25 protein-coding genes and 1 riboswitch are annotated in these 23,851 nt (G+C 43.0%); of the genes, 4 read left to right on the top strand and 21 right to left on the bottom strand.

What is annotated here, in order from left to right:
• Window positions 1-25 precede the first annotated feature (25 nt).
• The 4 genes from EDD57_RS04415 to prfA all read right to left on the bottom strand — a co-directional run bounded on the left by EDD57_RS04415 (window position 26) and on the right by prfA (window position 3,354).
• On the bottom strand, window positions 26-490 hold the full coding sequence (locus tag EDD57_RS04415) for a GNAT family N-acetyltransferase (RefSeq protein ID WP_131848273.1): 465 nt from the start codon (window positions 488-490) through the stop codon (window positions 26-28).
• Window positions 491-590: 100 nt separating this feature from the next.
• A complete protein-coding gene (gene spoIIR, locus EDD57_RS04410; protein ID WP_243649435.1) occupies window positions 591-1,298 on the bottom strand; it encodes a stage II sporulation protein R in 708 nt (235 codons plus the stop codon).
• Window positions 1,299-1,383: 85 nt separating this feature from the next.
• Window positions 1,384-2,259 (bottom strand): peptide chain release factor N(5)-glutamine methyltransferase, encoded by an 876-nt coding sequence (prmC, locus tag EDD57_RS04405; protein WP_131848272.1) that lies wholly within the window; start codon window positions 2,257-2,259, stop codon window positions 1,384-1,386.
• 21 nt (window positions 2,260-2,280) lie between these two features.
• Window positions 2,281-3,354, bottom strand: a complete 1,074-nt coding sequence (gene prfA, locus EDD57_RS04400; protein ID WP_131848271.1) for a peptide chain release factor 1 — start codon at window positions 3,352-3,354, stop codon at window positions 2,281-2,283.
• Window positions 3,355-3,506: 152 nt separating this feature from the next.
• On the opposite strand from prfA, the gene EDD57_RS04395 reads away from it, so the two are divergent.
• On the top strand, window positions 3,507-4,478 hold the full coding sequence (locus EDD57_RS04395; protein ID WP_165873667.1) for a CPBP family intramembrane glutamic endopeptidase: 972 nt from the start codon (window positions 3,507-3,509) through the stop codon (window positions 4,476-4,478).
• Window positions 4,479-4,815: 337 nt separating this feature from the next.
• Here the strand turns inward: EDD57_RS04395 and EDD57_RS04390 are convergent, their stop codons facing one another.
• The 11 genes from EDD57_RS04390 to EDD57_RS04340 all read right to left on the bottom strand — a co-directional run bounded on the left by EDD57_RS04390 (window position 4,816) and on the right by EDD57_RS04340 (window position 13,151).
• Window positions 4,816-5,403 (bottom strand): thymidine kinase, encoded by a 588-nt coding sequence (locus EDD57_RS04390; RefSeq protein ID WP_131848269.1) that lies wholly within the window; start codon window positions 5,401-5,403, stop codon window positions 4,816-4,818.
• Window positions 5,404-5,507: 104 nt separating this feature from the next.
• Complete coding sequence (rpmE, locus tag EDD57_RS04385) at window positions 5,508-5,708, bottom strand: 50S ribosomal protein L31 (protein ID WP_131848268.1); 201 nt, start codon at window positions 5,706-5,708, stop codon at window positions 5,508-5,510.
• Between the two features lie 163 nt (window positions 5,709-5,871).
• Entirely contained in the window at window positions 5,872-6,888 is a 1,017-nt protein-coding gene (locus EDD57_RS04380; protein WP_131848267.1) for a M23 family metallopeptidase, read from the bottom strand.
• Window positions 6,889-6,987: 99 nt separating this feature from the next.
• Window positions 6,988-8,268, bottom strand: coding sequence for a transcription termination factor Rho (gene rho, locus EDD57_RS04375; protein ID WP_131848266.1), 1,281 nt, complete (start codon window positions 8,266-8,268; stop codon window positions 6,988-6,990).
• A 66-nt stretch (window positions 8,269-8,334) separates the two neighbouring features.
• The gene (gene glpX / locus EDD57_RS04370; RefSeq protein ID WP_131848265.1) at window positions 8,335-9,300 is read right to left on the bottom strand and encodes a class II fructose-bisphosphatase; all 966 of its coding nucleotides are present in this window, start codon (window positions 9,298-9,300) and stop codon (window positions 8,335-8,337) included.
• Window positions 9,301-9,541: 241 nt separating this feature from the next.
• Window positions 9,542-9,724 carry a hypothetical protein gene (locus EDD57_RS04365; RefSeq protein ID WP_131848264.1) on the bottom strand — a complete coding sequence of 61 codons (183 nt, stop codon included), beginning with the start codon at window positions 9,722-9,724 and terminating at the stop codon, window positions 9,542-9,544.
• Between the two features lie 74 nt (window positions 9,725-9,798).
• Window positions 9,799-10,446 carry a fructose-6-phosphate aldolase gene (gene fsa, locus EDD57_RS04360; RefSeq protein ID WP_131848263.1) on the bottom strand — a complete coding sequence of 216 codons (648 nt, stop codon included), beginning with the start codon at window positions 10,444-10,446 and terminating at the stop codon, window positions 9,799-9,801.
• A gap of 146 nt (window positions 10,447-10,592) precedes the next feature.
• On the bottom strand, window positions 10,593-11,447 hold the full coding sequence (gene fba / locus EDD57_RS04355) for a class II fructose-1,6-bisphosphate aldolase (RefSeq protein ID WP_131848262.1): 855 nt from the start codon (window positions 11,445-11,447) through the stop codon (window positions 10,593-10,595).
• 69 nt (window positions 11,448-11,516) lie between these two features.
• Window positions 11,517-12,326, bottom strand: a complete 810-nt coding sequence (gene kce / locus EDD57_RS04350) for a 3-keto-5-aminohexanoate cleavage enzyme (RefSeq protein ID WP_131848261.1) — start codon at window positions 12,324-12,326, stop codon at window positions 11,517-11,519.
• A gap of 65 nt (window positions 12,327-12,391) precedes the next feature.
• A complete protein-coding gene (kal, locus tag EDD57_RS04345; protein WP_131848260.1) occupies window positions 12,392-12,769 on the bottom strand; it encodes a 3-aminobutyryl-CoA ammonia lyase in 378 nt (125 codons plus the stop codon).
• A 16-nt stretch (window positions 12,770-12,785) separates the two neighbouring features.
• Window positions 12,786-13,151: a response regulator gene (locus EDD57_RS04340; RefSeq protein ID WP_131848259.1), complete on the bottom strand. Its 366-nt coding sequence runs from the start codon at window positions 13,149-13,151 to the stop codon at window positions 12,786-12,788.
• 153 nt (window positions 13,152-13,304) lie between these two features.
• On the opposite strand from EDD57_RS04340, the gene EDD57_RS04335 reads away from it, so the two are divergent.
• A complete protein-coding gene (locus EDD57_RS04335) occupies window positions 13,305-14,225 on the top strand; it encodes a ketopantoate reductase family protein (protein ID WP_165873666.1) in 921 nt (306 codons plus the stop codon).
• Window positions 14,226-14,237: 12 nt separating this feature from the next.
• On the opposite strand, the gene EDD57_RS14315 is transcribed toward EDD57_RS04335, so the two are convergent.
• The 3 genes from EDD57_RS14315 to EDD57_RS04325 all read right to left on the bottom strand — a co-directional run bounded on the left by EDD57_RS14315 (window position 14,238) and on the right by EDD57_RS04325 (window position 16,494).
• Window positions 14,238-14,381, bottom strand: a complete 144-nt coding sequence (locus tag EDD57_RS14315) for a hypothetical protein (protein ID WP_165873665.1) — start codon at window positions 14,379-14,381, stop codon at window positions 14,238-14,240.
• A gap of 504 nt (window positions 14,382-14,885) precedes the next feature.
• Window positions 14,886-16,055, bottom strand: a complete 1,170-nt coding sequence (locus EDD57_RS04330) for an MFS transporter (RefSeq protein WP_131848257.1) — start codon at window positions 16,053-16,055, stop codon at window positions 14,886-14,888.
• Between the two features lie 136 nt (window positions 16,056-16,191).
• A complete protein-coding gene (locus EDD57_RS04325) occupies window positions 16,192-16,494 on the bottom strand; it encodes an ArsR/SmtB family transcription factor (RefSeq protein ID WP_131848256.1) in 303 nt (100 codons plus the stop codon).
• Between the two features lie 137 nt (window positions 16,495-16,631).
• Window positions 16,632-16,769, top strand: a riboswitch (FMN riboswitch).
• Between the two features lie 210 nt (window positions 16,770-16,979).
• Between EDD57_RS04325 and EDD57_RS04320 the strand changes: the two genes are divergently transcribed.
• Together EDD57_RS04320 and EDD57_RS04315 are read left to right on the top strand one after the other, a co-directional pair.
• On the top strand, window positions 16,980-17,534 hold the full coding sequence (locus EDD57_RS04320; RefSeq protein WP_131848255.1) for an ECF transporter S component: 555 nt from the start codon (window positions 16,980-16,982) through the stop codon (window positions 17,532-17,534).
• 310 nt (window positions 17,535-17,844) lie between these two features.
• Window positions 17,845-20,097: a lamin tail domain-containing protein gene (locus EDD57_RS04315; protein WP_131848254.1), complete on the top strand. Its 2,253-nt coding sequence runs from the start codon at window positions 17,845-17,847 to the stop codon at window positions 20,095-20,097.
• 109 nt (window positions 20,098-20,206) lie between these two features.
• On the opposite strand, the gene EDD57_RS04310 is transcribed toward EDD57_RS04315, so the two are convergent.
• The 3 genes from EDD57_RS04310 to EDD57_RS04300 all read right to left on the bottom strand — a co-directional run bounded on the left by EDD57_RS04310 (window position 20,207) and on the right by EDD57_RS04300 (window position 23,841).
• Complete coding sequence (locus EDD57_RS04310) at window positions 20,207-21,829, bottom strand: CTP synthase (RefSeq protein WP_131848253.1); 1,623 nt, start codon at window positions 21,827-21,829, stop codon at window positions 20,207-20,209.
• 288 nt (window positions 21,830-22,117) lie between these two features.
• Window positions 22,118-22,624, bottom strand: a complete 507-nt coding sequence (gene rpoE, locus EDD57_RS04305) for a DNA-directed RNA polymerase subunit delta (protein ID WP_243649434.1) — start codon at window positions 22,622-22,624, stop codon at window positions 22,118-22,120.
• Between the two features lie 140 nt (window positions 22,625-22,764).
• The gene (locus tag EDD57_RS04300) at window positions 22,765-23,841 is read right to left on the bottom strand and encodes a glycosyltransferase family protein (protein WP_131848252.1); all 1,077 of its coding nucleotides are present in this window, start codon (window positions 23,839-23,841) and stop codon (window positions 22,765-22,767) included.
• Window positions 23,842-23,851: the final 10 nt, after the last annotated feature.

The following is a 23,851-nucleotide window of genomic DNA, read 5'->3' as shown; positions in this document are numbered from 1 at the left end:
TTGCACACGTCATTCTCCTTTAAACCTAATGGTACAGGCATGATTCACTCCGAAAAACTAACGGGGAGCCTTTTACCTTTAATTCATCTACATGAGGTAATTCTTGAATTTCATCTGGCAATTGGTCAAACGAAACGCTTTCAAAACCAATTTCTTGTAACCACGGAGAAGCACCATTGGCAAATAAGTATACTTCTTCTAGCTCTAGATGCTCTGCATAGGATAACAAGATTTGCATCAGTTTCCAGCTAACTTCTCCATTCCAACTTGCTCGTGCTACGACTAATGAACGCAATAAGGCACACGTTTCATAGATCTCCATCCCTGCCGCACCCACCATTTGAGCGGTTTCATCATCTGCCGGGGGAATCTCCACCACAAAAAAGTGTTCTAAATGCTTGTCCACCCCATCATCGTCCAAGCTAGCTTCCCGAAGCAATCGTTCAATTTCTCCTTGATCCTCCGGTTTGGCACGACGAACGATAACCATAATTCATCCTCCTCCATCTCTTCGCTATTGTTTCAACTTCTATGTAAGGATGAATCGTTTTAGAACAAAAAAACCCGGAACAAACCGGATTTTTGCTTTATTAATCATTCCATAGACTACTTAAACGTTCAAGTAGATAAAATTTAACTTCAGGATTTTTTTTCTTATGTGAAGTGTTTTTCTCAGTCTTTTGCTCATAAACTTGATGATCTGATGCAATCGAAGCAGATAGTGCAGCTGTTGGATCTGTCGCTTCTTTTGGGATCGCCTCACCACTGCTCATATCAATAAAGCATAGCGGCGGGAATAATACGCACCACCAGTTCTCACCTTTACCTTCACCAATCGTAACACGAAGTGCCTCATACTCTCCAGCAGGATATACTTGGTCACCATACAACTTAGTAGGAAATGGAACCTTAGCAAATGTGACATCCACTGCGTCCTGAATTCCATATGTACGTAATGTATTTTGGGCGATTTGCTGAAAGGAAGAAAGTTTCGACTGAATCAACTGACGAGCTTCGTCGATATGCTTCGGTTTCATAGCCCAACTCTGCATCTCCGCTACGATTTCATCTCGAACTTTTCGCTTAATCCATTGATCTTCCGAAGAATCGCTATTTGCGATGACACGAAGGCGAATCGCTTCTGCGGGAATGCGGTTTTGAGCGTTATTTTTATCATTCTCATTTGATAAGTGCGGAAGAACTTTCTCTCCCCGTGACTGCTCAACAAACATAAATCCGGTAAACCCAATCGATAAGAGCAACAATCCTATAAATAAAAAAGTATAAGTCCGTTTCATATCAAGATTTCCCCCTCATCATCCTACTTTCAGTATGGACAAGTCATGGGGGATTTAATCTGTTTTTTATGAAAAATTTTACCAGTTACCTATGGCGCCATCCGAAGACCATACGATCCAAACCAGCGTAATCCTGACGAATTTCTGTCTTTGAGATACTCGGAATCGATTGCACCAATCTTTCAACCTCTGCTCCCTGACTAGCTCCTATTTCAAAGGCGACCAGCCTGAGATTGGGCCACGAACATAGATCACGGCAAAGCAAACGATAGGGATTTAGCCCATCATCACCGCCATGTAACGCAAGGTGTGGTTCAAAGTCCCGGACCTGTTTTTCTAAGCCTAGCATCTCATCGCTCGAGATATAAGGTGGATTGGAAACAAAGATCTGAAATTGGTCTCTTTGCGAGATGAGTGGTTCCACTAAATTTCCTTGCATGAACGTTACTCGTTCTAAAACGTCGTAGGAGGTCGCATTTCGTCTAGCAACCTCTAGGGCTTCCGAAGAGAGATCAACGGTCGTCACAGCCCACTTAGGCGCCTCTAAAGCCAAACTAATCGAAATGCAACCGCTTCCAGTTCCTACTTCTGCTACTCGAACTTCCTCATCTCCAAAGAGGCTCTTTCCTTCTTGAAGAACACCTTCGACTAATAGCTCCGTTTCGGGCCGCGGGATGAGAACAGAGGGACTTACCGCATATACACGCCCATAAAACTCTTGATCTCCGACGATGTATTGGATCGGTTCCCCGCCAGCTCTACGCTCGAGCCACTTATTCCACTGTAGTGCTACATCTGCCGGAAAAGGCTCTACCATCTTCATAAATAACCCAGTTCGATTCAATCCTAATAAACGTCGTAATAACAACTCTGCTTCAAATTCGGGCGAATCGCTTCCTCTTTCTCGTAAAAAAGAGGAAGCCCCTGCAAATGCTTCCCGAATCGTTTGACCGGTATGCATTGGGATTCCTCCTGATCCAGATTAACCTTCTGTGCCAGATTGTAACATCTCTTGCTGATACGTCACAATCAAGGTATCGATTACTTCTTGCAAATCTCCATCTAAAATCGCATCTAGACGGTGAAGTGTTAAGCCGATTCGATGATCGGTTACACGGCTTTGTGGGAAATTGTAGGTACGAATTCGTTCACTACGATCTCCGGACCCTACCGCACTTTTACGTGCACTTGCTTGTTTCGCTAGTTCCTCTTGTTGCTTCATATCATACAAACGAGCACGAAGAACACGCATCGCTTTATCTTTATTACTAATTTGCGATTTCTCATCCTGACAGGAAACAGCGATCCCGGTTGGAATATGAGTAATCCGAACCGCAGATTTCGTCGTGTTTACACTTTGTCCACCAGGTCCACTTGAACAAAACGTATCAATCCGCAAATCTTTTTCGTGGACCTCAATCTCTACTTCCTCCGCTTCTGGCAGTACCGCCACTGTAGCGGTCGAAGTATGAATTCGTCCACCTGACTCAGTAGAAGGAACACGCTGAACACGGTGCGCACCGCTCTCAAATTTCAAACGGGAGTAAGCACCATTTCCTTGGATGGAGAAGACTACCTCTTTCGTGCCACCTAGGCCTGTTGCACTCATCTCCAATATTTCTACTTTCCAGCCTTGACGTTCCGCAAACCGGGTATACATACGATAGAGATCAGAGGCAAATAACGCAGCTTCATCTCCTCCTGCCGCACCACGAACCTCGACGATTACGTTCTTATCATCATTTGGATCTTTCGGCAATAGAAGTACTTTGATTTTTTCCTCTAACTCTTTTTTGCGAGGGGTTAGCTCATCCAGTTCCATCTTGACTAGCTCACGCATCTCGTCATCTAATTTATCTTCTAGCATCGCTTTTGCGTCGTGGTATTGTTCAAGTACTTGTTTATATTCTAAATAAGCTTGATTTTGCTCTTCAATCGAGGATTGCTCTTTTGAATAGGTACGCAATTTATTCGAGTCGCTAATTACTTCTGGTGTACAGAGTAATTGACTTAGCTCTTCATAGCGGCGATGAATCGCTTCCAGACGATCCAGCAATGGGGCTCACTCCTTATTCGGTAGACAAACTTAACAATATATCGGAATTGATAGCATAAGATTTATTCTAACACAACTAATGAGAAATGAGAAAGATCCCTCATCTGATATGGTACCATCTAGATATATTATTTATAAAAAGGAGCATTATCATGAATGACTATACGGAAATTATTTTCTTAATCGCATCATTTTCACTCCTGATCTTACTTGCATACCTCGTAAACAAAGTAGATTACACAGTACAAGTGAAGGGAACCAACAGCTGGAATAGCGTCTCTCATGTCATACAAGCCCTTTATGCATGCATGTTTCTTCTCGTGATACTCATTGCATTACTTACTCCTACTAAAAATATGTATACCATTGCTTTAATCTTTGTTTCTATCCTAGGACTTTCCTTCTTAATCCCGATTGTCAGAAAAGGATTAGCGAAAGTGATTCCCATCAATCCACATTCACATGTACATACGTTTGCTTTACTAACCAGCATCTTGATCCCTACTACACTCTTTCAATCATTAATCGTGCCCACGAGTCTCTCAGAGGTACAACAAGAAAATATCACACTCGTCTCTACTCTTTCTAGCATTTGGGCCCAAAACATCTTATGTGCTGTATTTGCTGTTATAGGTGTGGGTTATCTGACCAGAAGAAATTGGCAACAAACCAGAGAACGGCTTGGACTCTCTCGCCTCACCTTCAAGCAACTTTTAGGTGCGCTTGCTGTAGCAGTTGTCTTTGTCATCTTGCAATGGGGACTTACGATTGTTTTTACGCAGCTCGGGTTATCGGAAGATCAAGAAGTATTGAAGGTAAACGAAGCACTGATGGCCCCACTCTTTAATAGTGCAATCGGCATTATCTCCATCGGCCTCGCAGCAGCTTTAGGAGAAGAGCTGGTGTTCCGCGGGGCTCTGCAGCCTTATTTTGGGATCATTCTAACCAGTATCCTCTTTGCTCTCACTCATTCTAACTACGGTCTTAGCATCGGCACTGCGGTTGTTCTGGTTCTGGGATTGGGCATGGGGTACTTCCGAAAACGTTATTCTACAACCTATACGATGGTCATTCATGCTTCTTATAACATCCTAGTGGGAACTTTAGATTATTTTTTCTCGTAAACAAATCCGATTTGCATCTTCAAAAAATATTCACAAGTCACGCTCGTCCTTTTTGTCATAGAGCATGTTCCATCAGCATATGATGAAGTGAAATAAGAATTCACCTCCAAGCACTACTTATCACCCGATAAGAAAGCTTGGAGGGTTTCTGTGGAAAGTCGAACCCCTTTCGCTTCCACAATTTCATCTATATGGTAGAAGAATATACTTGTCTTCCCTGGCAAGTCCTTCGTTTCTTCTCTCCGTTCGACCTTCTGTAGTTTGAAGACTTCCCTTATCTAAAACAAAAAAGAAAAAAGCCCAACGGGGGCTCTATGTATGTAAAATGAATCAGTTATTATTTTTCTCTTTCTTCAGGCACTTCGTGGCAATGCCTGCAACGGGCTTCGTACTGCTCATCGGCGCCAACTAAAATAATCGGCTCATCTTTTCCAGCAGGCTTCCCATCAATCAGACGTTGGGTTCTAGCAGCGGGCTGACCGCATTGTACACAGATGGCTTGTAGCTTCGTCGCGTATTCAGCGATAGCAAGCAAATGAGGAGTAGGTCCGAAAGCTTGCCCACGGAAGTCGGTATCTAGCCCTGCACAGATCACCCGCATGCCGCGATCTGCTAGCGTTTGACACACTTCTACGATCTCTTCACTGAAGAATTGCACTTCATCAATTGCCACCACATTTGTCGTATTCTCGACGGCGGATAAAATTTCGTATGGATCTTGAATCGCTTTTGCTTCAGCCATAAGGCCATTATGTGAGGCAATCGATTCAGCATGATACCGATCATCGATTGCTGGCTTAAAAGCTTGAACTTCCTGCTTGGCAATTCTCGCTCTTCGAATGCGGCGAATTAACTCTTCGCTCTTCCCTGAAAACATCCCGCCACAGATAACCTCAATCCAACCTTCTTTATGCATTAATTGCAAAGACGGTACCTCCCATACTATGAATGTATTGCTCCAAGAAAATGAAAAGGCAAGCGGGTGATAGCTCGCTTGCCCATGGGAAACCCCATTCAAATTTATCCATATTAACCGAGGTTATATTTCTTTTTGAAACGATCGACACGACCACCTGCGTTAACCATTTTTTGTTTACCTGTATAGAATGGATGGCAAGCGGAACAAATATCCACTTTCAATTCTGCTTTGGTCGACCCAGTTTCAAAAGTGTTACCGCAAGCACAACTTACAGTAGCGGCTTTGTATTCTGGATGAATAGCTGCTTTCATCGAGTTCACCTCTTCCTTAATCCGATCCTAAACGTTTTCGAGTTGAAAACTACTGAAGTATTATAGCATGAACGCTTTAGGACTGCAAGATGAGGGACCGATCTAGCTATGTCCATTTCTCCGTTCCAAAGTGAAAGATGGCTTATGGCTTATGGCTTATGGCTTACTTAGGTAATACTTGCAATGGATTTAACACAGAACCGTTTCTGTGCACTTCAAAATGAAGATGATAGCCGGTCGCATTACCTGATATTCCCATAAAACCTATTTGTTCCCCTTGGGAAACCGAACTTCCTTTTCCAACCAATATTCGACTCAAATGGGCATAGTATGTGACCCAACCATTGCCGTGGTCGATCACAACTAAATTCCCATAAGCACCCGAATACCCTGCTTTTACAACTGTTCCACTCGCCGCAGCAAAAATGGGTTCCTTGGACTTCTGCTCACTCCAGATGTCCACTCCTTTATGCTGACGTCCATTTCGCCAACCAAAGTTACTCGTCACTCTACCGTTAACAGGCCAGATAAACCGTTCATTATCTGATCGAGGGGGAACTATCTTGACAGCTTTTTTGTTTGCTGGGGTAGTTTTACTTACTTTCATTTTTTGTGGAGTGGATTGTTTAGGAGCCTCTTCTTTTGGCTGCGGCGAAGCAATCAACTCATCTTTGGGGACGAAAAGTAAGCTGTCGACAGATAAAGCGGATGACTCTTCAAGCGACGGGTTTAGGTGAAGAAGTAGATCTTTAGTCGTTCGATACGTACTGGCGATGGAATCGATTGTATCTCCAGAACGAACAGCGACCAACTTCACCCTGAGCGGAATGGTGAGATTACGCCCAACTGACAATAAGCGTGGATTCTGCACTTCATTTTGATTAGCGATCTCTGGATGTGGCACTTGGAAAAGTGAGCCGATCTGGCTTAGTGTGTCACCTCTTTGCACTCTGTACAAGATCGACTTACTTTTGAGTTCTGCAAAGTTACCTGCGTAATACGTGAGCTTCGGAAGGACATTGGCTGTATTCCGCATGGTAATCTGCAACGGCTCACCATCGCCATCCGTCTTTCCCAGGTTGTCACCGATTGTCGAATGAGAATCGGTACCTATCGCCCAAGCAGTAGATGCAGAACAAATGGCCAATGAAGAAGCCAAAAGCGCTTTTTTGCGGGACATTTCATCAACACCTCAGATCAAGGATTGGTTAGGGTACGTACCCGAAACATTCTTATGTGCGTTGAGAGTGTTGTATGTCAAAAAAAAGAAATACATGCTTTAGGAAACAGTAGTAGGTCTGCCGGAAGTTCTCGGTTTCTCTGGATCTAAAGAGGCTAAAAACTCTTCGTTCGATTTTGTTTTTCTTAATTTGCGAATGAAAGCTTCTGTATAATCATTGTGCTCTGAAAGAGTATTACGCATAGACCAGATTTTCTCTAGTTCTTGCTTACTCATCAATAACTCTTCACGACGAGTTCCAGAGCGACGAATATCGATCGCAGGGAAGATTCGGCGTTCTGCCAATTTCCGATCCAGATGTAATTCTAAGTTGCCCGTACCTTTAAATTCTTCATAAATCACATCATCCATGCGAGATCCTGTATCCACAAGGGCCGTCGCCAAGATAGTTAAGCTTCCACCTTCTTCAATATTCCGAGCCGCTCCAAAGAAGCGTTTTGGACGGTGAAAAGCCGCAGGATCAATCCCACCAGACAAGGTTCTACCACTTGGCGGAATTACTAGATTATAAGCACGCGCGAGCCTTGTAATACTGTCTAATAAAATCACAACATCTTTCTTCGATTCTACTAAACGTTGCGCCCTTTCTAGGACAAGCTCAGCCACTTTTATATGATTTTCTGGTAACTCATCAAAGGTAGAACTTACTACTTCACCTTTGACAGAACGCTGCATGTCAGTTACTTCCTCAGGACGTTCGTCAATTAATAGAACGAATAGCTCAATCTCTGGATAGTTTTCCGAAATGCTATTCGCTATTTCTTTCAATAACATCGTTTTCCCAGCTTTTGGTTGAGCGACAATTAAGCCACGTTGCCCAAGACCTACTGGAGCAATTAAATCCATCGTACGAGTCGAGATTCTTTCTGGCGTTGTTTCCAATAGAAGTCGATTTTGAGGATATAAAGGAGTAAGTGCAGGGAAATGAAGGCGTTCAGCTGCTACTTCGGGGTCTTGTCCATTTACAGCTTCCACATGTAGTAAGCCAAAAAAACGTTCATTTTCTTTAGGAGCACGTACTTTTCCGGAGACTAAATCCCCAGGGCGAAGATCAAAGCGACGAATCTGAGAAGCAGATATATAGATATCTTCAGAGGAAGGTAAGAAGTTGATTGGGCGTAAGAAGCCATATCCTTCTGGAAGAACATCCAACACGCCACCCATAAACATCAATCCATCTTTTTCTGCTTTTGCTTTTAGAATCGAAAAAATCAATTCTCTCTTTTTAAGTTGGCTATAGTATGGAATCTGATATTCTTTCGCCAATTTATACAAATCTGTGAGTTTCTGATTCTCTAAATCACTTAATGTATAATCCATAAATAGGTATCACCACTTTTTTCAGACTCGAACGTATGGCCTGTTCCAGTGTGGGAACAGGTCCACCTATTCTAACACGGTATTTGGTCTTTTTTCTAATCTGTGCGTTCCTTCCATAAAACGAATTGTACCTGTTTTGGCCCGCATGACAAGAGAATGTGTTTGAACTTTATCCCCTTTGTAGCGAACACCGCGTAACAACTCACCATCCGTCACGCCAGTTGCGGCAAAAATCGCATCATCCGTACGAACGAGATCCGCCATTCGCAACACTTTTTTCGGATCTTCAATCCCCATTCGTAAACAACGTTGGAACTGCTCCTCATCTTCTGGTAAAAGTCTACCTATCATTTCTCCACCAAGGCACTTTAACCCTACCGCAGCTAGCACACCTTCTGGCGCACCTCCCGAACCGAACAGGATATCAACACCTGTATCGTAAAAGCCTGTGTTTAGGGCGGCAGCTACATCTCCATCAGGAATTAATTTGATTCTCGCACCCGCTTTGCGAATCTCTTCGATGATCTTCGCATGACGAGGACGGTCTAATAAAACGGCTACTAGATCTTCTATATCTTTGCCGTTTGCTTTCGCGACAGCTTTTAGATTATCGATGACAGGTGCATCTAGATCAACTTGTCCCACTGCTTTAGGGCCGACTGCTATTTTGTCCATGTACATATCAGGAGCATGTAACAGGCCACCTTTTGGAGCGATTGCAACGACTGCGAGCGCATTCCATAAGCCATTAGCCACGATATTGGTTCCCTCTAGTGGATCAACTGCCACGTCTACTTCAGGGAGGTAGCCGAGCCCAAGGCGCTCTCCGATATAAAGCATCGGCGCTTCATCCATTTCCCCTTCACCGATTACAACGGTTCCACGCATGGGAATGGTATCAAATACCTCTCTCATAGCTGATGTAGCAGCTGCATCGGCTTCGTCCTTCCGACCTGATCCGATCCAACGACCTGAAGCAATGGCAGCGGCTTCTGTGACGCGTACTAGTTCCATTGTTAAACTTCGTTCCATTCTATCCATCTCCTTTATTCGATCGTACCTATTATGTAAATTAGCATAGCATATCTTTTAATTAGTGTATTATATTTGGCATAAATGTAACACATGGTGTAAAAAGATGGAAGAGTCGTTGTATGAATTAGCTGGGTAATAGGGCTGGTTCGAGTCGTATCTCTGTTCTGCTTGCATCAAATGGCAAACTATTAATTGGGTCGGAGAGTTTGGGAGATTAGGGCGAGGTTAGCGATCCTACTTAGCGTAGCAATTCGGAGTGTAGGGCGCTTTTGGTGCAACATGTTTGAGCGTTCTTTGCGAGTTTTGCACCTGCCCTAACGAGGGATTGAGAAGCGGACAGTTTCCACTTCTCTGCTGGATCGGTATTTGAGCCATGATCGGACAGACTCTCCGGACCTCGATAACCCCATATTCCTTTCATCAACATGCCTGCTAAACAAAGAAGGACCCCTACTACACATCAGCAGGGTTCCCTCTCGTAACAATTCATTTTACTTAGTTTGACTTCGCATTTTTCCAGTCAGCTTCAAACTTAGCAATCCCTTGAGTGGTGAGCGGATGATTCACCATTTGAGTAAGGATTTTGTATGGAAGAGTCGCGATATCTGCTCCAGCTAGTGCCGCTTGGGTCACGTGAATCGGATGACGGACGCTAGCAGCGATAATTTGGGTATCAAGGCCATGGGTGTCAAAGATATCACGGATTTGTTGGATGAGCTCCACACCATCATAGCTAATATCATCCAAACGCCCTAGAAACGGACTAACAAAAGTCGCGCCTGCTCGTGCTGCCATCAAGGCTTGGTTAGCAGAGAAAATCAAGGTAACATTTGTCTGAATTCCTTTTTTAGCAAAGTGACTAACTGCCTTTAACCCTTCTAAGGTCATCGGAAGTTTTACATTTAAGTTAGGGGCAATTTTAGCAAGGCGCTCGCCCTCTTCGATCATGCCTTCATGGTTAGGAGACATAACTTCCCCACTCACTGGACCCTCTACAAAGCTAGTGATCTCAGCAAGTACTTCTTCAAATACACGACCAGAACTAGCGATTAAGCTCGGATTGGTCGTCACACCTGATAGTAATCCTAATGAATGAACTTCACGAATTTCTTCTACAACTGCTGTATCTAAAAAAAACTTCATCTATTTCCACTCCTTTATGTAAGAAACAAAAGGTAGATAAATAAGGCTATATCCCGCCCTATCTATCTACTCTTTACTTGTTCAACTACTGCCATTGTACCCGATTGCCCTCAAACTATGCATCCAACCTCTGACAGAAAGCGAGCTTATGCTTTTCCTTCACTACCAAAGAGACGAATTTTTTCTTTTACCGTCTCCTTAATTGCGTCACGTGCTGGACCTAAGTATTTACGTGGGTCAATCATTTCATGATTACTTGTAAGAAGTTCACGTACAAGCTTCGTACTGGTTACTTGGTTTTCTGTGTTTACGTTGATCTTCCCTACACCACGGGTGATAGATTTACGGATCGCATCATCCGGTACACCCGAACCACCGTGGAGGACGATAGGCGCATCGATTGCATTGGCTACTTCTTCAATGATATCAAAACGAATTTTTGGTTCGCCTTTATAAATTCCGTGTGCAGTCCCAACGGCAATTGCCATCGCATCAACTCTTGTCTCTTGCCAGAAACGAATCGCATCCTTCGCATTGGCTAGGGTTGCATCCTCGTCAGCTACGTCCAAGTCATCTTCTACCCCACCGATAGTTCCAAGCTCACCCTCTACTGATATACCTACAGCATGAGCCGCTTCGACAACCTTTTGGGTCAGACGAATATTTTCTTCTAGTGGATAATGAGAACCGTCAAACATAACAGAAGAAAATCCTTCACGGATACATTGCATAACCACGTCAAAACTACTTCCATGGTCCAAATGAAGTGCGATCGGTAAACCGGATTCTTCTGCCGCGATCTTCGATAATGCTACGACATTTTTTAAGCCCATATAGCGAATCGCACCTTCACTGGCACCAAAGATCAAGGGAGAATTTAATTCTTTCCCTGCCGCTACAATTGCTTGAACATATTCTAGGTTGTTGATATTAAACTGACCTACCGCAAACCCTTCTTTTTTGGCTTGTGGTAAAAATGCATTCATAGACACTAATGCCATATGTACAACCCCCTCAATTAACTTCAACAAATTCATCTTAGCAGAAGAGTCCTTCTTCTGCGAGAGGGATCATGAAATTTGCAGGATCTTCCTCGCCTCGTCAGGAGTCGCAATTTCCCGACCTATTTCCCGGGAAATCCGCACCACTCTCTCCACCAATTGTCGATTTGTCGCTAATTCACCTTTTTTATAATATATATTATCTTCTAAGCCAACGCGAACGTGACCACCTAATAAAATCGCCATAGTAGACATTGGTAATTGGGCACGACCAATTCCGGCAACAGTCCACGTCGCTCCCTCTGGAATCTGTTTACTCACAAATAATAACTGTTCAGGTGTTGCAGGCATCGCTCCTGGAACTCCCATCACAAAATCATAATGTAGGTGCCCACGAACATAGCCATCGCGAACTAATTTGTAAGCGTTTTCAATCATCCCCGTATCAAAAATTTCAAACTCTGGACGAACTCCATTCTCCCTCATCTCTAACGCAAAACGACGAATCTGAGTAGCTGAGTTCATAAACACCTCTTCCCCAAAGTTAACCGTTCCGGTCGTTAAGGTAGCCATCTCTGGTTTTAGGCTTACTGGCTGGATCCGTTCATCCTCTGTCATGCCTACCGCTCCACCTGTCGATACTTGGATGATAATGGGGCATCGTTCTCTAATTTTCGCGATGATCTCCCTGTATATTTCCCTATCTTGTGTTGAATTACCCTCCCGGTCCCTTGCATGGATATGAACGATGGAGGCACCTACTTCATACACTTCTTGTGCTTGCTCTGCTATTTCATCTGGCGTGATCGGTAGATGAGGCGTATCTTCCTTGCGAACCTCTGCACCTACTAAAGCGACTGTAATAATCAACTTTTGCATAAATATACTCTCCTGTGATATATGGATTGTTTTATTCTTTTTCCAATGCAAAAAAGGCCCTTGTTTTACCTAGGAGGTACCACACAGGTGCCAGATGCTTTGGTAACCAATTTTGGCTCTTCTAATACAAATGCTTTATAGGGACACTCTGGATCACGGCTTGCTTCAATGACCTTATACGCTTCAAAGCTCATTTTCCTAGATGTATTCCCGATTTTCGTAATCTTTCCTACTGCCTCTATGTAGTCTCCGGCATATACTGGACCCGTAAATACCACTTCATCATAAGCCACAAACAAGCCTTCATCTCCATCATTTCGGATCAGTAGCTCCGTAGCTACATCTCCAAATAAGGCTAACATCCTCGCACCATCCACTAAATCTCCACCATAATGAGCATCCGCTTGGCTCATACGCAATCGAATTTTCACTTCCACACCCATTCCTCCTGACTTCCATTCATGATGCTAATTGACGAATCACTTCGTTACACAGGTCCTCAATATCAAACGGCTTTGTAAAATGAGCCAACGCTCCTAGATGAGTGGCCTTTTCTACCATATCCAATTCTCCATAGGCCGTCATCATAATCACTTTTAGTGTTTCATCCATCTTTTTTAGTCGACGTAAAATCTCTAATCCATCCATGCCCGGCATCTTCATATCTAGCAAGATCAAATCCGGACGATCACTCTGCACAATTTCAAGTGCCTGCATTCCATTGGCTGCTTGAAGTACCTGTAATGGATATTTGGAAAAGACTTCTTTGACTAAGATTCGGATTCCGTATTGGTCATCCACAACGAGTACTTTTTTGCATTCCATTAACTGCCCTCCGTTTTTCCTTGCGGTCCATTACCTACGTGTACTTAAATTCGTTTTAACAAGATCTTTTCCTTCTTTTTAGCCACTTTCTTTTTTCTCATCATTTTATGGAAAGTGTTAATATAGAGAAAAATGCTTAAGGGGGAAGGAAGTATGCGAGTACTCGTAGTTGGCGCAGGCGCAGTTGGTGGTTACTTCGGAGGCAGATTATTTGAAAAAGGGGCGGATGTTACGTTTCTCGTCCGTCCAAAGCGACAAGAGCAGTTAAACAGGGAAGGCTTGATTTTGAAAAGCGTTCACGGTGATGCCACATTAGCTGTACCTACCATTACATATGGACAATCGACAAAGCCTTTTGATCTCATTATTTTATCTGTAAAGGCATATCACTTAACGGATGTATTAACTTCTTTAGATCCTTACGTATCATCTAACACTGCCATCCTCCCTTTATTAAATGGCTTTGCTCACTTCCCTATCTTACAAGAGCGTTATGGAAAAGAGAAGATCCTCGGAGGGCTTTGCGTTATCGAGTCTACCGTAAATGCAAAGGGACATATTGAGCAATACAGCCCTTTTCATGATCTAGTATATGGGGAATGGTCTGGACAGGCCAGTAAGCGTATGGACCAGATGGCGGACTTATTTTCAGGTGTAGCATGTAACGTAACCCAAAGCCCGCAGATCGGGCTTGATGTATGGAAAAAATATGTGTTTATCTCCACCATGAGTGGCATGACATCCCTTACTCGCAGTAGTATCGGTACCATCTGGAATACACCTACGGGTGAGCAAACGTATCGCAAGCTGGCACAAGAGATTATCCAGATTGCCCAATCTCAAGAACCACAGCTTGATTTTGATGAGGTTTATCAACAAGTTATGAAGAGATCTCTACATTTGCATGAGAGTATGAAATCATCGATGTCTCGTGATATTGAAAAAGGACAGCCGATTGAAACGGATCATTTTCATGGATATTTGTTAGGAGTGAAACCAGAGCAAATGGAGGCACCTACGCTTGAAACGGTCTATACTGCGTTGTCGGCGTATCAAGCAACTCGTGGGGAATAAAAAAGCCAAATACTAGGCTTGTCGGAGATAATGTGTCCCGGGGAATGTATCTGACCACAGCTCAAATAGTGAGCCGCGAAGATGCGGAAAAGCAAGTCCGCTCCGTCCTTCTTCGCTTCGGGCAAGTGGCAAAACTCGCAAAGAACGCTCAAACATTGCCACAAAACACCCTAGCTACGAAGAACTGCGCTCGGTAGGCTCACTAACATCGCTATGGTCAGACACATTGCCCCTACTCCACTTTTACTGGCTTCTGCTTCAGATGATAAGTCTAAACTGCTCCCTATCCAACATTCTTAGAAGTCTGTTGATGAATCAGAAATTGGGACGAAGGGAAAGGAGAGTCTATTCGATTGGTGTTAGCGATCCTACTTAGCATAGCAATCCGTAGTGTAGGGCGCTTTTGGTGCAACCTGTTCGAGCGTACTTTGCGAGTTTTGCACCTGCCCTAGCGAAGGATTGCGGAGCGGACATCCTTACTTCTTCGCAGGATCGGTATCTGAGCAGGTATCGAATAGACTCTCCGGCCCTCGATCACCCAAATGATTTCAACAGTCTTGCTAAGAAGCAAACCTTCTCTCCACACAAAAAGCCCAGTCTCGCTATGAGAAACAGGGCTCTTTATCATTCAATCATAAATCATAACTTACTCAGTCCATATCACTGGCTTACTTCTTTCAAATTCGATGCTTTCTGTTTACTAAACAAGATGAAAGTAGCAACCATCGCAATCGCAACACTAAATGCTCCGAGCCAAGTAACAGAAGACAAGGATACCTTCTCTACGAAAAGACCGCCCACCCCTGCACCTACAGACATTGCTAATTGCATCATAGACTGATTAATACCAAGCAATACACTGGATGCCTCTGGCTCTAAAGTAGATAGATTATATTGTTGTGTTGGTCCTGTAGTCCATGCAGCGAACGACCATAGTATCAGAATGATCATCACTCCGATATAGCCGGTTACAACAGATAGCAAAATTAACATGATGACATGCAAAGCCATGCTACCGATCAACGTAGGAGATACTCCCCAGCGATCGGTGCTAAATCCACCGAATTTGGATCCTACCAAACTTGCGATACCAAACATAAGTAAAATTCCACTCATCATGCTTTCACTGATCCCAGAAACCGTAAGAAGGTATGGTGACAGGTACGTAAAAGCAATTGCATATCCACCTATTGAGAAAAAGGTGATCGATAATCCCGTTACAATTTTAGGATTCTTAAAAAGAGCAAGTTGTTGCAGTAAAGGTACAGGCTTATCCCCTTTGATTTGAGGAAGAATCAAGTATAAAACCACCATGATGAGTAATCCCAATACGGCAATTCCACCAAATACAGACTTCCAGCCAAATGCTGCTGACACCGTTCTTCCGATAGGAACTCCAATAATAAGAGAAGCGGTGAATCCCATTACAACAGTAGAAATGGCACTAGCTCTCTTTCCTTCTGGTGCGATTTTAGCTGCGATGCTTAATGCATTTACCACCACAATACCTGCTCCAAGTGCCATAATAACCCGAGCCACAATAAACGATCCATATCCAGGTAGTGTATACGCTACGATATTTCCTACCACAAACAAGCCAAGAGCATACATCATTAATTTTCGTCTATCCATACTAGCTGTCAAAGCCATCGAAATAGGGGTGAAAATCGCATATACAAGGGAGAAGATCGTAATTAATTGGCCCGCAGCACCGATGGAAATCCCAAGTGTATGAGCAATCTTATCTAGAGTACCCGAAATCACATACTCTGAGGTTCCTACTAAAAAACTGGCTAAGGCTAAAATATAAACTTTCCAAGTATTAGACATCATAATCTACTTCCTTATCATTTACTATATTTTTATTTAACAAATCGCGATATGTAGATTTGTTGTTTTGTAAAAATAGACACCTACATCCAAAGATGTCTATTTTACAACGATATGAAACTGGACTTTCGTATGATCAGATTTCTGATTTCATCATGTCAGCAATCTTTTCAAAGGTGTCCTCATTTCTTTTGTAGTAAGTATACTTTCCGATTCGTGCCGCCTTGATCAGGTCAGCTCTTAAAAGTATGGTGAGATATTGGGAAGCAGTCGATTGTGTCATTTTCAATTTATCTGTTATCTGACTAACACATACCCCTGTTACATTCATATCGATCCCTTCAGGGGGCATAAAATGACGATCGGGCTCCTTCAACCAATGTAAAATTTGCAATCTTGATTCATTCGCTAGAGCTTTAAAGATCTCAATTGGTTCCATAACTTAATCATATCACGATTTCTCGATATGTCAATGTGTGTATCCAGATTTTTTATTATGATTTTAAATATAAGTAAGTTGACCTATCTTCTGTAACATTTTATAGTTATATGGTATGGAAAAATGAATATATTTCATGGATCCTTCGGGGCAGGGTGCAATTCCCGACCGACGGTGATGGTAGTCTACACTACCTCAGCCCGTGACCCGCTTATAGCGGTTGACTCGGTGAAACTCCGGGGCCGACAGTATAGTCTGGATGGGAGAAGGATGATAACTCGTACGACTGTTGAAAAACAGAGTATCTACGGGCTTTTTTGAGTATAACTTTACCCTTAAGTTTACGAAAACTCCGTAGTTCGTATTTGGCGTACACACAACCCCGAAGCAAGGAGAACCGCACTCCTTTTTGCTTCGGTTTTTTATTGCCATGATTCGTACGGTTGTCATCAGAATTCACAAATCACTAGAGGAGTGTTGTTCTGATGCAACAAAAAAGCAAGGTAACGAAGATGGTTTTACTCGCACTATTAGGTGTAATCTCTTTTTTAATTGAGAACATTAGCTTCCCAATTCCTACTATACCAATCTTTCTCAAAGTAGACTTCAGTGAGCTTCCCGCTCTCGTGGGAGCCATTCTCTTCGGTCCCTTAGCAGGCATCGTAATCGAGTTTATCAAAAATGCTTTTCACCTGATGTTTGCAGGAGGCGAGATTATCGGAGTCATAGCTAACTTCCTAGCTGGAAGTATTTTTGTCTCTGTCATCTCCATCATCTATCGTAAATTTCAGGGCTGGAAGGGCTTTGTATATGGCTTCATCGCTGCTACCCTCATGATGACGCTCTTTATGGCGATGGCTAATTTCTTTGTCTTCCTGCCGCTTTATGCAGCGATTACCGATCCAACAGCGAAGACTACCTTTATCCTCAATATTATTACGCCTTTTAACTTGATAAAAGGGATTTTGGTATCGATTGTATTTGTGCCATTTTACTTGAAGATCGTCCCTTATTTGAGAAGTCGTAGCTCGATTTTGTAAGTGTAGCTATGGACGTTATATAAGGATTCTCATTGATATATTAATAAACATAGTTGGAGGATGAGTCTATTAAGATTCATCCTCTTTTATGAACTATAAGATTATGAGTCCTATTACATTAATCCATAAATGGAACAGGTTGCGATGTTAATGGCTTTCTCTTGCTATAGTGAATCGTAATAAGATTTCCTACAGCCTAAGATATATTTACACTATTTTAACTTAACAGATAGTAATTAATATTTACACATTAGTACATAAACTATATGATAACGTAGTAATCCAATTCCATCATAGAAGGGAACTATCTATGAAAAAGTTATCTATTCTGTTTGCGTCAGTTGCTATGTTGGCTAGTGTCGTGTTTCCTAGTTCATCGGTTGTCCAAGCCTCTCCTGTGGATCATGTACTGATCACGGAAGTGTATGTGGACACCAATCTTCCTAATGAACCTGAGGAGTTCATAGCGATAACGAATCCGACTCGTGCTTCGGTGAATATCGCAGGCTGGCGGCTCACGAGTGGGAAAAATAGTATGTCTTTTCCAAGTGGCACCTCTGTTTCCCCGAATCAAACACTGTATATCACGAAGAATGCGAGTAAGTTTCTGCAAGAATTTGTAACGATTACCCCGGACTTTGAATACGGAGCAGATAGTAGTCCGAGCACTCCGCAAATGAGTTCAAGTATCGGAGCCCTCTCCAATAGCGGTGGAGAAGTCCTCCTGCAAAATGGAAATACCGTGGTGGATGCAGTTGTTTATGGTAACTCATCTTATAACGGAACTGGCTGGTCAGGAGAAACGGTCCCCACTAAACCATCTGGAGTCGTGACAGTCCGGGATCGCACAGAGTCTAACGGTACTTGGGAGGATACCAATACCCGTGCTGATTTCAATCAACTCCGTGTCTATCAAGCAGGGCAATCACGGTTTGACTTACCCAGCTTTTCATTCAATGGAACGGTCACCCCTTATACCTCTCCCGATAGTAGTTTTAGCACGCTCGAAAAATACCTAAATAGCGCTCAAAAAACGATTGATTTAAATGTCTACGAGTTTCAAAACACCTATTTGCTAGAACCGATGAAAAAAGCTCTAGCGCGTGGGGTAAAAGTGCGTGTCTTCTTAGAAGGACAACCTGTAGGGGGACTCCTCGATCAATCAAAATACGTAGCAGAGCAAATCACAAATGCGGGTGGGCAGGTCCGCTTTATCATCAGCGATACGGCAAATGAACGGTATAAACGATACCGATTTAATCATGCCAAGTATGCCATTGTAGATGGTACCCGCGTATTGATGCAAAGTGAAAACTGGAAAAGCACGGGTGTCCCTACTACCAACACGTATGGGAATCGGGGCTGGGGAATCATCATCCAAAACCCTGACTTTGCTTCTTACGTAGAAAAGGTTTTTGAAGCAGATTGGAATCCATCATTCCGAGATAGTTTTCCTTATACGCCTGGCACCAAGTACGGGGAACCTTCAGTAGGCTTCGTTCCTGATACGAGTAATCCGACTGGCAATTACCCGGCCCTTTTCCCTGCCAAAGATATAAACGGTTCATTTACTGTAACCCCTGTATTTGCTCCAGACTCTACGATGCTACAGGAAAAAGCGATCCTTGGAATGATGCGCAATGCGAAGTCAGAGCTATTTGTGGAACAACTCTATATTCATAAGCACTGGGGCGATACCAAAACGGGCTCCCCTAAATCGACACCTAATATTTATCTGGAAGAAATGATCAACGCGGCGAGACGCGGGGTGAAGGTTCGCGTGGTACTCGATGCTTCCTTCCTAGATGCATCAGATCCACGCGATAATCAATATACGATCCAATATATCAACGAAATCGCATCACGTGAAAAGCTCGACATGGAAGCAAAGCTCTTTAATCAGTCCGCCATTCATGTAGATAAGATTCATAACAAAGGAATCATCGCCGATCACAAGGTGCTTGTATCCAGTATTAACTGGTCGCGAAATAGTCCAGAAAACAATCGAGAGGCGGGTGTCATTGTCGAAAACGCAGAGGTAGCGAGCTTCTACAAGGATGTCTTTTGGTGGGATTTTACGGACGGAGCCAAGAAACCTGATCCAGGAGAAGGGAAAAGCAAGCTTCGTATCTCTGAAGTCCATTATGATACCGCAGGCAACGATGCGATGGAAGAATATGTAGAGTTATATAACCATAGCAGTCAATCACTCAACCTTAGTGACTACTCCCTTACAGACGATGTAGCCACTTACAAGATTCCCACTGGCACAACTATAGCATCCGGAAAACGAATCGTAATCGCTCGAAACCAAGCTGGTTTCCAAGTACGATTCGGAATTCAGCCTGATGTGACAGGAATGAAGCTATCGCTTAATAATAACGGTGACCAGCTTACACTGAAAGATAAGTCCGGGAGCACACTCGACTTTGTCGCTTATGAAAAAGCCCCCGATTGGAATATTACAGCAGGAAAAGGAAAGTCGATTTCTCGGATTGATCCGATGATTGATACGGATTCCGTGAAAGATTGGGCTGTAGGAAGTCCAACTCCGAAACAATAAATAAGGCTTTTAAGATCATCAAAAAGGACATCTCCCCACGAATATATGACGGGAGATGTCCTTTTTATCTAAAGAAGCTATCCCCTCTGGAGACAGCTTCTTTATCATATTATACCTCTACTCCACTCGACTTTTTTACATGCAACGATGCAGCTACAAAGTCGCGGAATAGGGGTTGTGGGCGGTTTGGACGGGAGGTGAACTCTGGGTGGAATTGGGCTGACAGGAACCACGGGTGGTCTTTGTACTCTACTATCTCTACAAGACGACCGTCTGGGGAGGTTCCAGAGAATACGTATCCTGCTTGCTCCATCTGTTCACGGAATTCGTTGTTAAACTCGTAACGATGGCGATGACGCTCATAGACGAGGTCTTCTCCGTATGCTTTATGAGCCAGCGTGCCTGTTCGGACTTTACAAGGGTATAGGCCAAGGCGCAGTGTCCCACCTAGATCCTCAACTTCTTTCTGTTCAGGTAGCAGGTCAATGATTGGATATGGAGTGTTTGGATCAAATTCAGAGCTATCAGCAGATGGAAGGCCTACCACGTTACGCGCGCCTTCTACACACATCATCTGCATGCCCAAGCAAATCCCGAGGAATGGAATTTTTTGCTCACGGGCAAAACGAGTCGCGATGATTTTGCCTTCGATTCCACGATCTCCAAAACCACCTGGAACAAGGATGCCATCTACACTTTCGAGCAACTCTGTCACATTTTCTTCTGTCACATCTTCTGAGTTTACCCATTTAATTTCAATCTCTGCATCATTTTCAAAGCCTGCATGGCGCAATGATTCAGCGACACTCATATACGCATCCTGCAAGGAAACATATTTCCCGACGATCGCGATTTTAGTCCGGCGCTTCAAGTTTTTCACCTTTTGTACCAAGGCAATCCAGTCTTTCATGTCCGCTTCTGGCGCATCGAGACCAAAATGTTTTACAACGATCTCATCCAATCCCTCTTTTTGCATCATGAGTGGGATTTCGTACAATGTTTCTGCATCGCGAGCTTCAATGACTGCATCACGATCGATATCACAGAAGAGAGCAATTTTACGCTTCATGGATTCGGTCAATGGGTATTCTGTACGCGTTACGATGATATTTGGCTGAATACCAATACTGCGCAGTTCTTTTACACTATGCTGTGTTGGCTTCGTTTTCAGCTCTCCACTCGCGCGTAGCATCGGAACTAGTGTACAGTGAATGTACATCACATGCTCACGACCTACATCACTTTTAATCTGACGAATGGCTTCAAGGAAAGGAAGGCTCTCGATATCACCGACGGTTCCCCCAATCTCGGTAATCACTACATCTGGTTGGGTTTCACGAGCCGCACGAAATACACGATCTTTGATTTCATTGGTGATATGAGGGATTACCTGTACCGTGCCTCCTAGATAATCCCCGCGACGTTCTTTCTTAATAACCGATTGATAAATTTTACCTGTAGTGACGTTGCTGTTCTGGCTTAGGTTTATGTCAATAAAGCGCTCATAGTGTCCCAAATCTAAGTCCGTCTCTGCTCCATCATCCGTTACAAAGACTTCACCATGTTGGTAAGGGGACATCGTGCCTGGATCGATATTTAAGTATGGATCAAACTTTTGAATCGTTACTTTTAGGCCACGATTTTTTAGCAACCGCCCTAAAGCAGAAGCGGTAATCCCTTTTCCTAACGAAGAAACGACTCCACCCGTTACAAACACAAATTTCGTTTTCATCTCCATTTTCCTCCTATATCAAAAAGCATTCCCTTTTTAAAAAACATTCTTCCAGAAAAACAGAAAAAGCGCCCCTAAATAAATAGAGGCGCTCGGTTGATTTCGTCATGATTTTGTGTACCCATTTTTAATGAGCCCAGAAAATATTCTAACTAAATTCACTACCGCTGTCAATAAACTCATTAGTCAAAAATATCATTTTATTTTTAAACTCATAAAAAACCGACATTCCAATTGAATACGGTCATGTCGGTTTTTATTATTCCCTTAGGTACCTACGAAGCGTTCTTAGAGTTCGTCTTCATTCTCGAGATCTAACTCATCATCCTCGTCTTCGTCCTCTTCCCCATCTAAGTCTTCCTCAGTAAAACCGTCCGCTGTATCATCGTCTGGCTCATCTGCGTCTTCAGAACCTACAGTGTACAGTGGATCTTCTTCGATCGGTTCTGGAGCGAAGTCATCGCTTTCCTCTTCGTATAACTCATCACTAAAGTCATCATCGTCTAGGATGTTACTTGCAATCGCAGAATCAGTCGCTTGATCGGTTGGGTACCATTCACGCAAGCCCCATAAGCTACGACCTACACATACAAAACGACCATCTACGTTTAAATCAGTGTAGAATTGAGCGATGTATTGGGTTACATCTTCTTCTGTGAATCCTTTGGTCTTCGATACATACTCGACCAAATCACGATAGAGTAGTGGTTGACCACTATTTTGTTCTAAAGCTATGTATGCTAAATCGACCATAGCTGTTTCTCTAATTTGCTCAAGAGTGAGGTTGTCGCTCAAGCTGGACACATCCTTCCAATGTAGGTAAACGATACTACACGTCTACCTTCTCGTCATTATTTTATCCAAAAAACGGTTGAAGTCAACGTATAGTGATGTAGATGACGTGGAAAGATTTATTTTTTTGTCTTTTGGCTACTTCAATCTGGTATTTGATGAAATCCTGCGCTCACTTTTTCATTAGAACCAAACATACAGGCTAACTTTTTAGGGACATTTGCCTGGCAACTATAATATTCATGTATTTTCTTAGCCCCATTTACTCCAATCTGAAGTGCTGATGATAAGTCTGTTTTGATCCAATTAAGGTAATCAACTATTTCTTGAGAGCTAGAGACTTTTAAATAATCAGTATCAGCCTGGACAAAATACGTATCGTTACGTGGATTTGTAGTAATTAATAGGCATCCTGTAGACATAGCATCTGATGCTGAAGTCGTCGGAAAGCCATCAAGTGCTTCTTCATCTGGAACGCTACAATTCATAAACACATGGGATTTCCGATAAATAGGTAGTAGTTCCGCAGGATTCAAAGGACCATAGAAAGTATAATTTGGATTTTGGAGTTTATACAGCTGATTTTCCCAATCACCAATTAAATGAAGGTGAAAATCCAAATCCAGTTGATTAAAAGCTTCAACTAGCATGTCAAAGCCTTTTCTAGGCGCATTATGGGCACAGAAAACCAGTTCGATTGGTAATTTTTCTGCCTTAGGTAGGTACGAATAGTGGTCCGTATTTACTGCTGCTATAACATGCTTTGACTTGGTCGCAACCTCTAGAACTTCTCTAATATTTGAGAAAACCGTCTCACATCCATCTGCAGCAAGGAGGATATGCTCTTGGGGTGTAAAAGGGTTTAAGCCTCCTCCAGGATACAAAGTGGAATGTAATCTGATATGATTTTGGTCTAAAAATGATCTGATATTTAACGAAGCATTCGATCCAGGTGCTATCGGGTGGCCTAGTAGGCTCAAAGTCAAATTCAGAAAAACACAATATACGTCAGTAATCCCTTCTTCCTCAGCTACTTGTTGAAATTGGGAAAAAGGAAATACTTTTGCCGGAAACTCATCACTATTCAACTGTGATGCAAAAAATAATGTATCTGGCCTATGCTTCCAAATTTCATAACTCTCCCAATAACGAAAGCCACTTAATTTCCATGGAAAGTATGTATCAATCACCGCAAGGCGTCTTTTTTTAGTCTCTGACATACATCCTCCA

Origin of the sequence: Baia soyae (assembly GCF_004341445.1) — a bacterium.
GTDB classification, from domain to species: Bacteria; Bacillota; Bacilli; order Thermoactinomycetales; family Thermoactinomycetaceae; genus Baia; species Baia soyae.
Note: the sequence above shows the minus strand (reverse complement) of the source record. Positions and strands in the feature narration are given on the sequence as shown.

Excerpts from the sequence above, each read along its gene's own strand:
- EDD57_RS04340 (WP_131848259.1), bottom strand. The coding sequence starts at position 13,151 with ATGGAATGCAAAAAAGTACTCGTTGTGGATGACCAATACGGAATCCGA.
- EDD57_RS14315 (WP_165873665.1), bottom strand. The coding sequence starts at position 14,381 with ATGTTTGAGCGTTCTTTGCGAGTTTTGCCACTTGCCCGAAGCGAAGAA.
- EDD57_RS04395 (WP_165873667.1), top strand. The coding sequence starts at position 3,507 with ATGAATGACTATACGGAAATTATTTTCTTAATCGCATCATTTTCACTC.
- EDD57_RS04365 (WP_131848264.1), bottom strand. The coding sequence starts at position 9,724 with ATGAAAGGAATATGGGGTTATCGAGGTCCGGAGAGTCTGTCCGATCAT.
- EDD57_RS04335 (WP_165873666.1), top strand. The coding sequence starts at position 13,305 with ATGCGAGTACTCGTAGTTGGCGCAGGCGCAGTTGGTGGTTACTTCGGA.
- EDD57_RS04315 (WP_131848254.1), top strand. The coding sequence starts at position 17,845 with ATGAAAAAGTTATCTATTCTGTTTGCGTCAGTTGCTATGTTGGCTAGT.
- EDD57_RS04330 (WP_131848257.1), bottom strand. The coding sequence starts at position 16,055 with ATGTCTAATACTTGGAAAGTTTATATTTTAGCCTTAGCCAGTTTTTTA.
- EDD57_RS04300 (WP_131848252.1), bottom strand. The coding sequence starts at position 23,841 with ATGTCAGAGACTAAAAAAAGACGCCTTGCGGTGATTGATACATACTTT.
- EDD57_RS04310 (WP_131848253.1), bottom strand. The coding sequence starts at position 21,829 with ATGAAAACGAAATTTGTGTTTGTAACGGGTGGAGTCGTTTCTTCGTTA.
- EDD57_RS04380 (WP_131848267.1), bottom strand. The coding sequence starts at position 6,888 with ATGTCCCGCAAAAAAGCGCTTTTGGCTTCTTCATTGGCCATTTGTTCT.
- glpX (WP_131848265.1), bottom strand. The coding sequence starts at position 9,300 with ATGGAACGAAGTTTAACAATGGAACTAGTACGCGTCACAGAAGCCGCT.
- EDD57_RS04320 (WP_131848255.1), top strand. The coding sequence starts at position 16,980 with ATGCAACAAAAAAGCAAGGTAACGAAGATGGTTTTACTCGCACTATTA.
- EDD57_RS04325 (WP_131848256.1), bottom strand. The coding sequence starts at position 16,494 with ATGGAACCAATTGAGATCTTTAAAGCTCTAGCGAATGAATCAAGATTG.
- prmC (WP_131848272.1), bottom strand. The coding sequence starts at position 2,259 with ATGCATACCGGTCAAACGATTCGGGAAGCATTTGCAGGGGCTTCCTCT.
- EDD57_RS04415 (WP_131848273.1), bottom strand. The coding sequence starts at position 490 with ATGGTTATCGTTCGTCGTGCCAAACCGGAGGATCAAGGAGAAATTGAA.
- rho (WP_131848266.1), bottom strand. The coding sequence starts at position 8,268 with ATGGATTATACATTAAGTGATTTAGAGAATCAGAAACTCACAGATTTG.
- kal (WP_131848260.1), bottom strand. The coding sequence starts at position 12,769 with ATGGGTGTGGAAGTGAAAATTCGATTGCGTATGAGCCAAGCGGATGCT.
- kce (WP_131848261.1), bottom strand. The coding sequence starts at position 12,326 with ATGCAAAAGTTGATTATTACAGTCGCTTTAGTAGGTGCAGAGGTTCGC.
- rpmE (WP_131848268.1), bottom strand. The coding sequence starts at position 5,708 with ATGAAAGCAGCTATTCATCCAGAATACAAAGCCGCTACTGTAAGTTGT.
- spoIIR (WP_243649435.1), bottom strand. The coding sequence starts at position 1,298 with ATGAAACGGACTTATACTTTTTTATTTATAGGATTGTTGCTCTTATCG.
- fsa (WP_131848263.1), bottom strand. The coding sequence starts at position 10,446 with ATGAAGTTTTTTTTAGATACAGCAGTTGTAGAAGAAATTCGTGAAGTT.
- fba (WP_131848262.1), bottom strand. The coding sequence starts at position 11,447 with ATGGCATTAGTGTCTATGAATGCATTTTTACCACAAGCCAAAAAAGAA.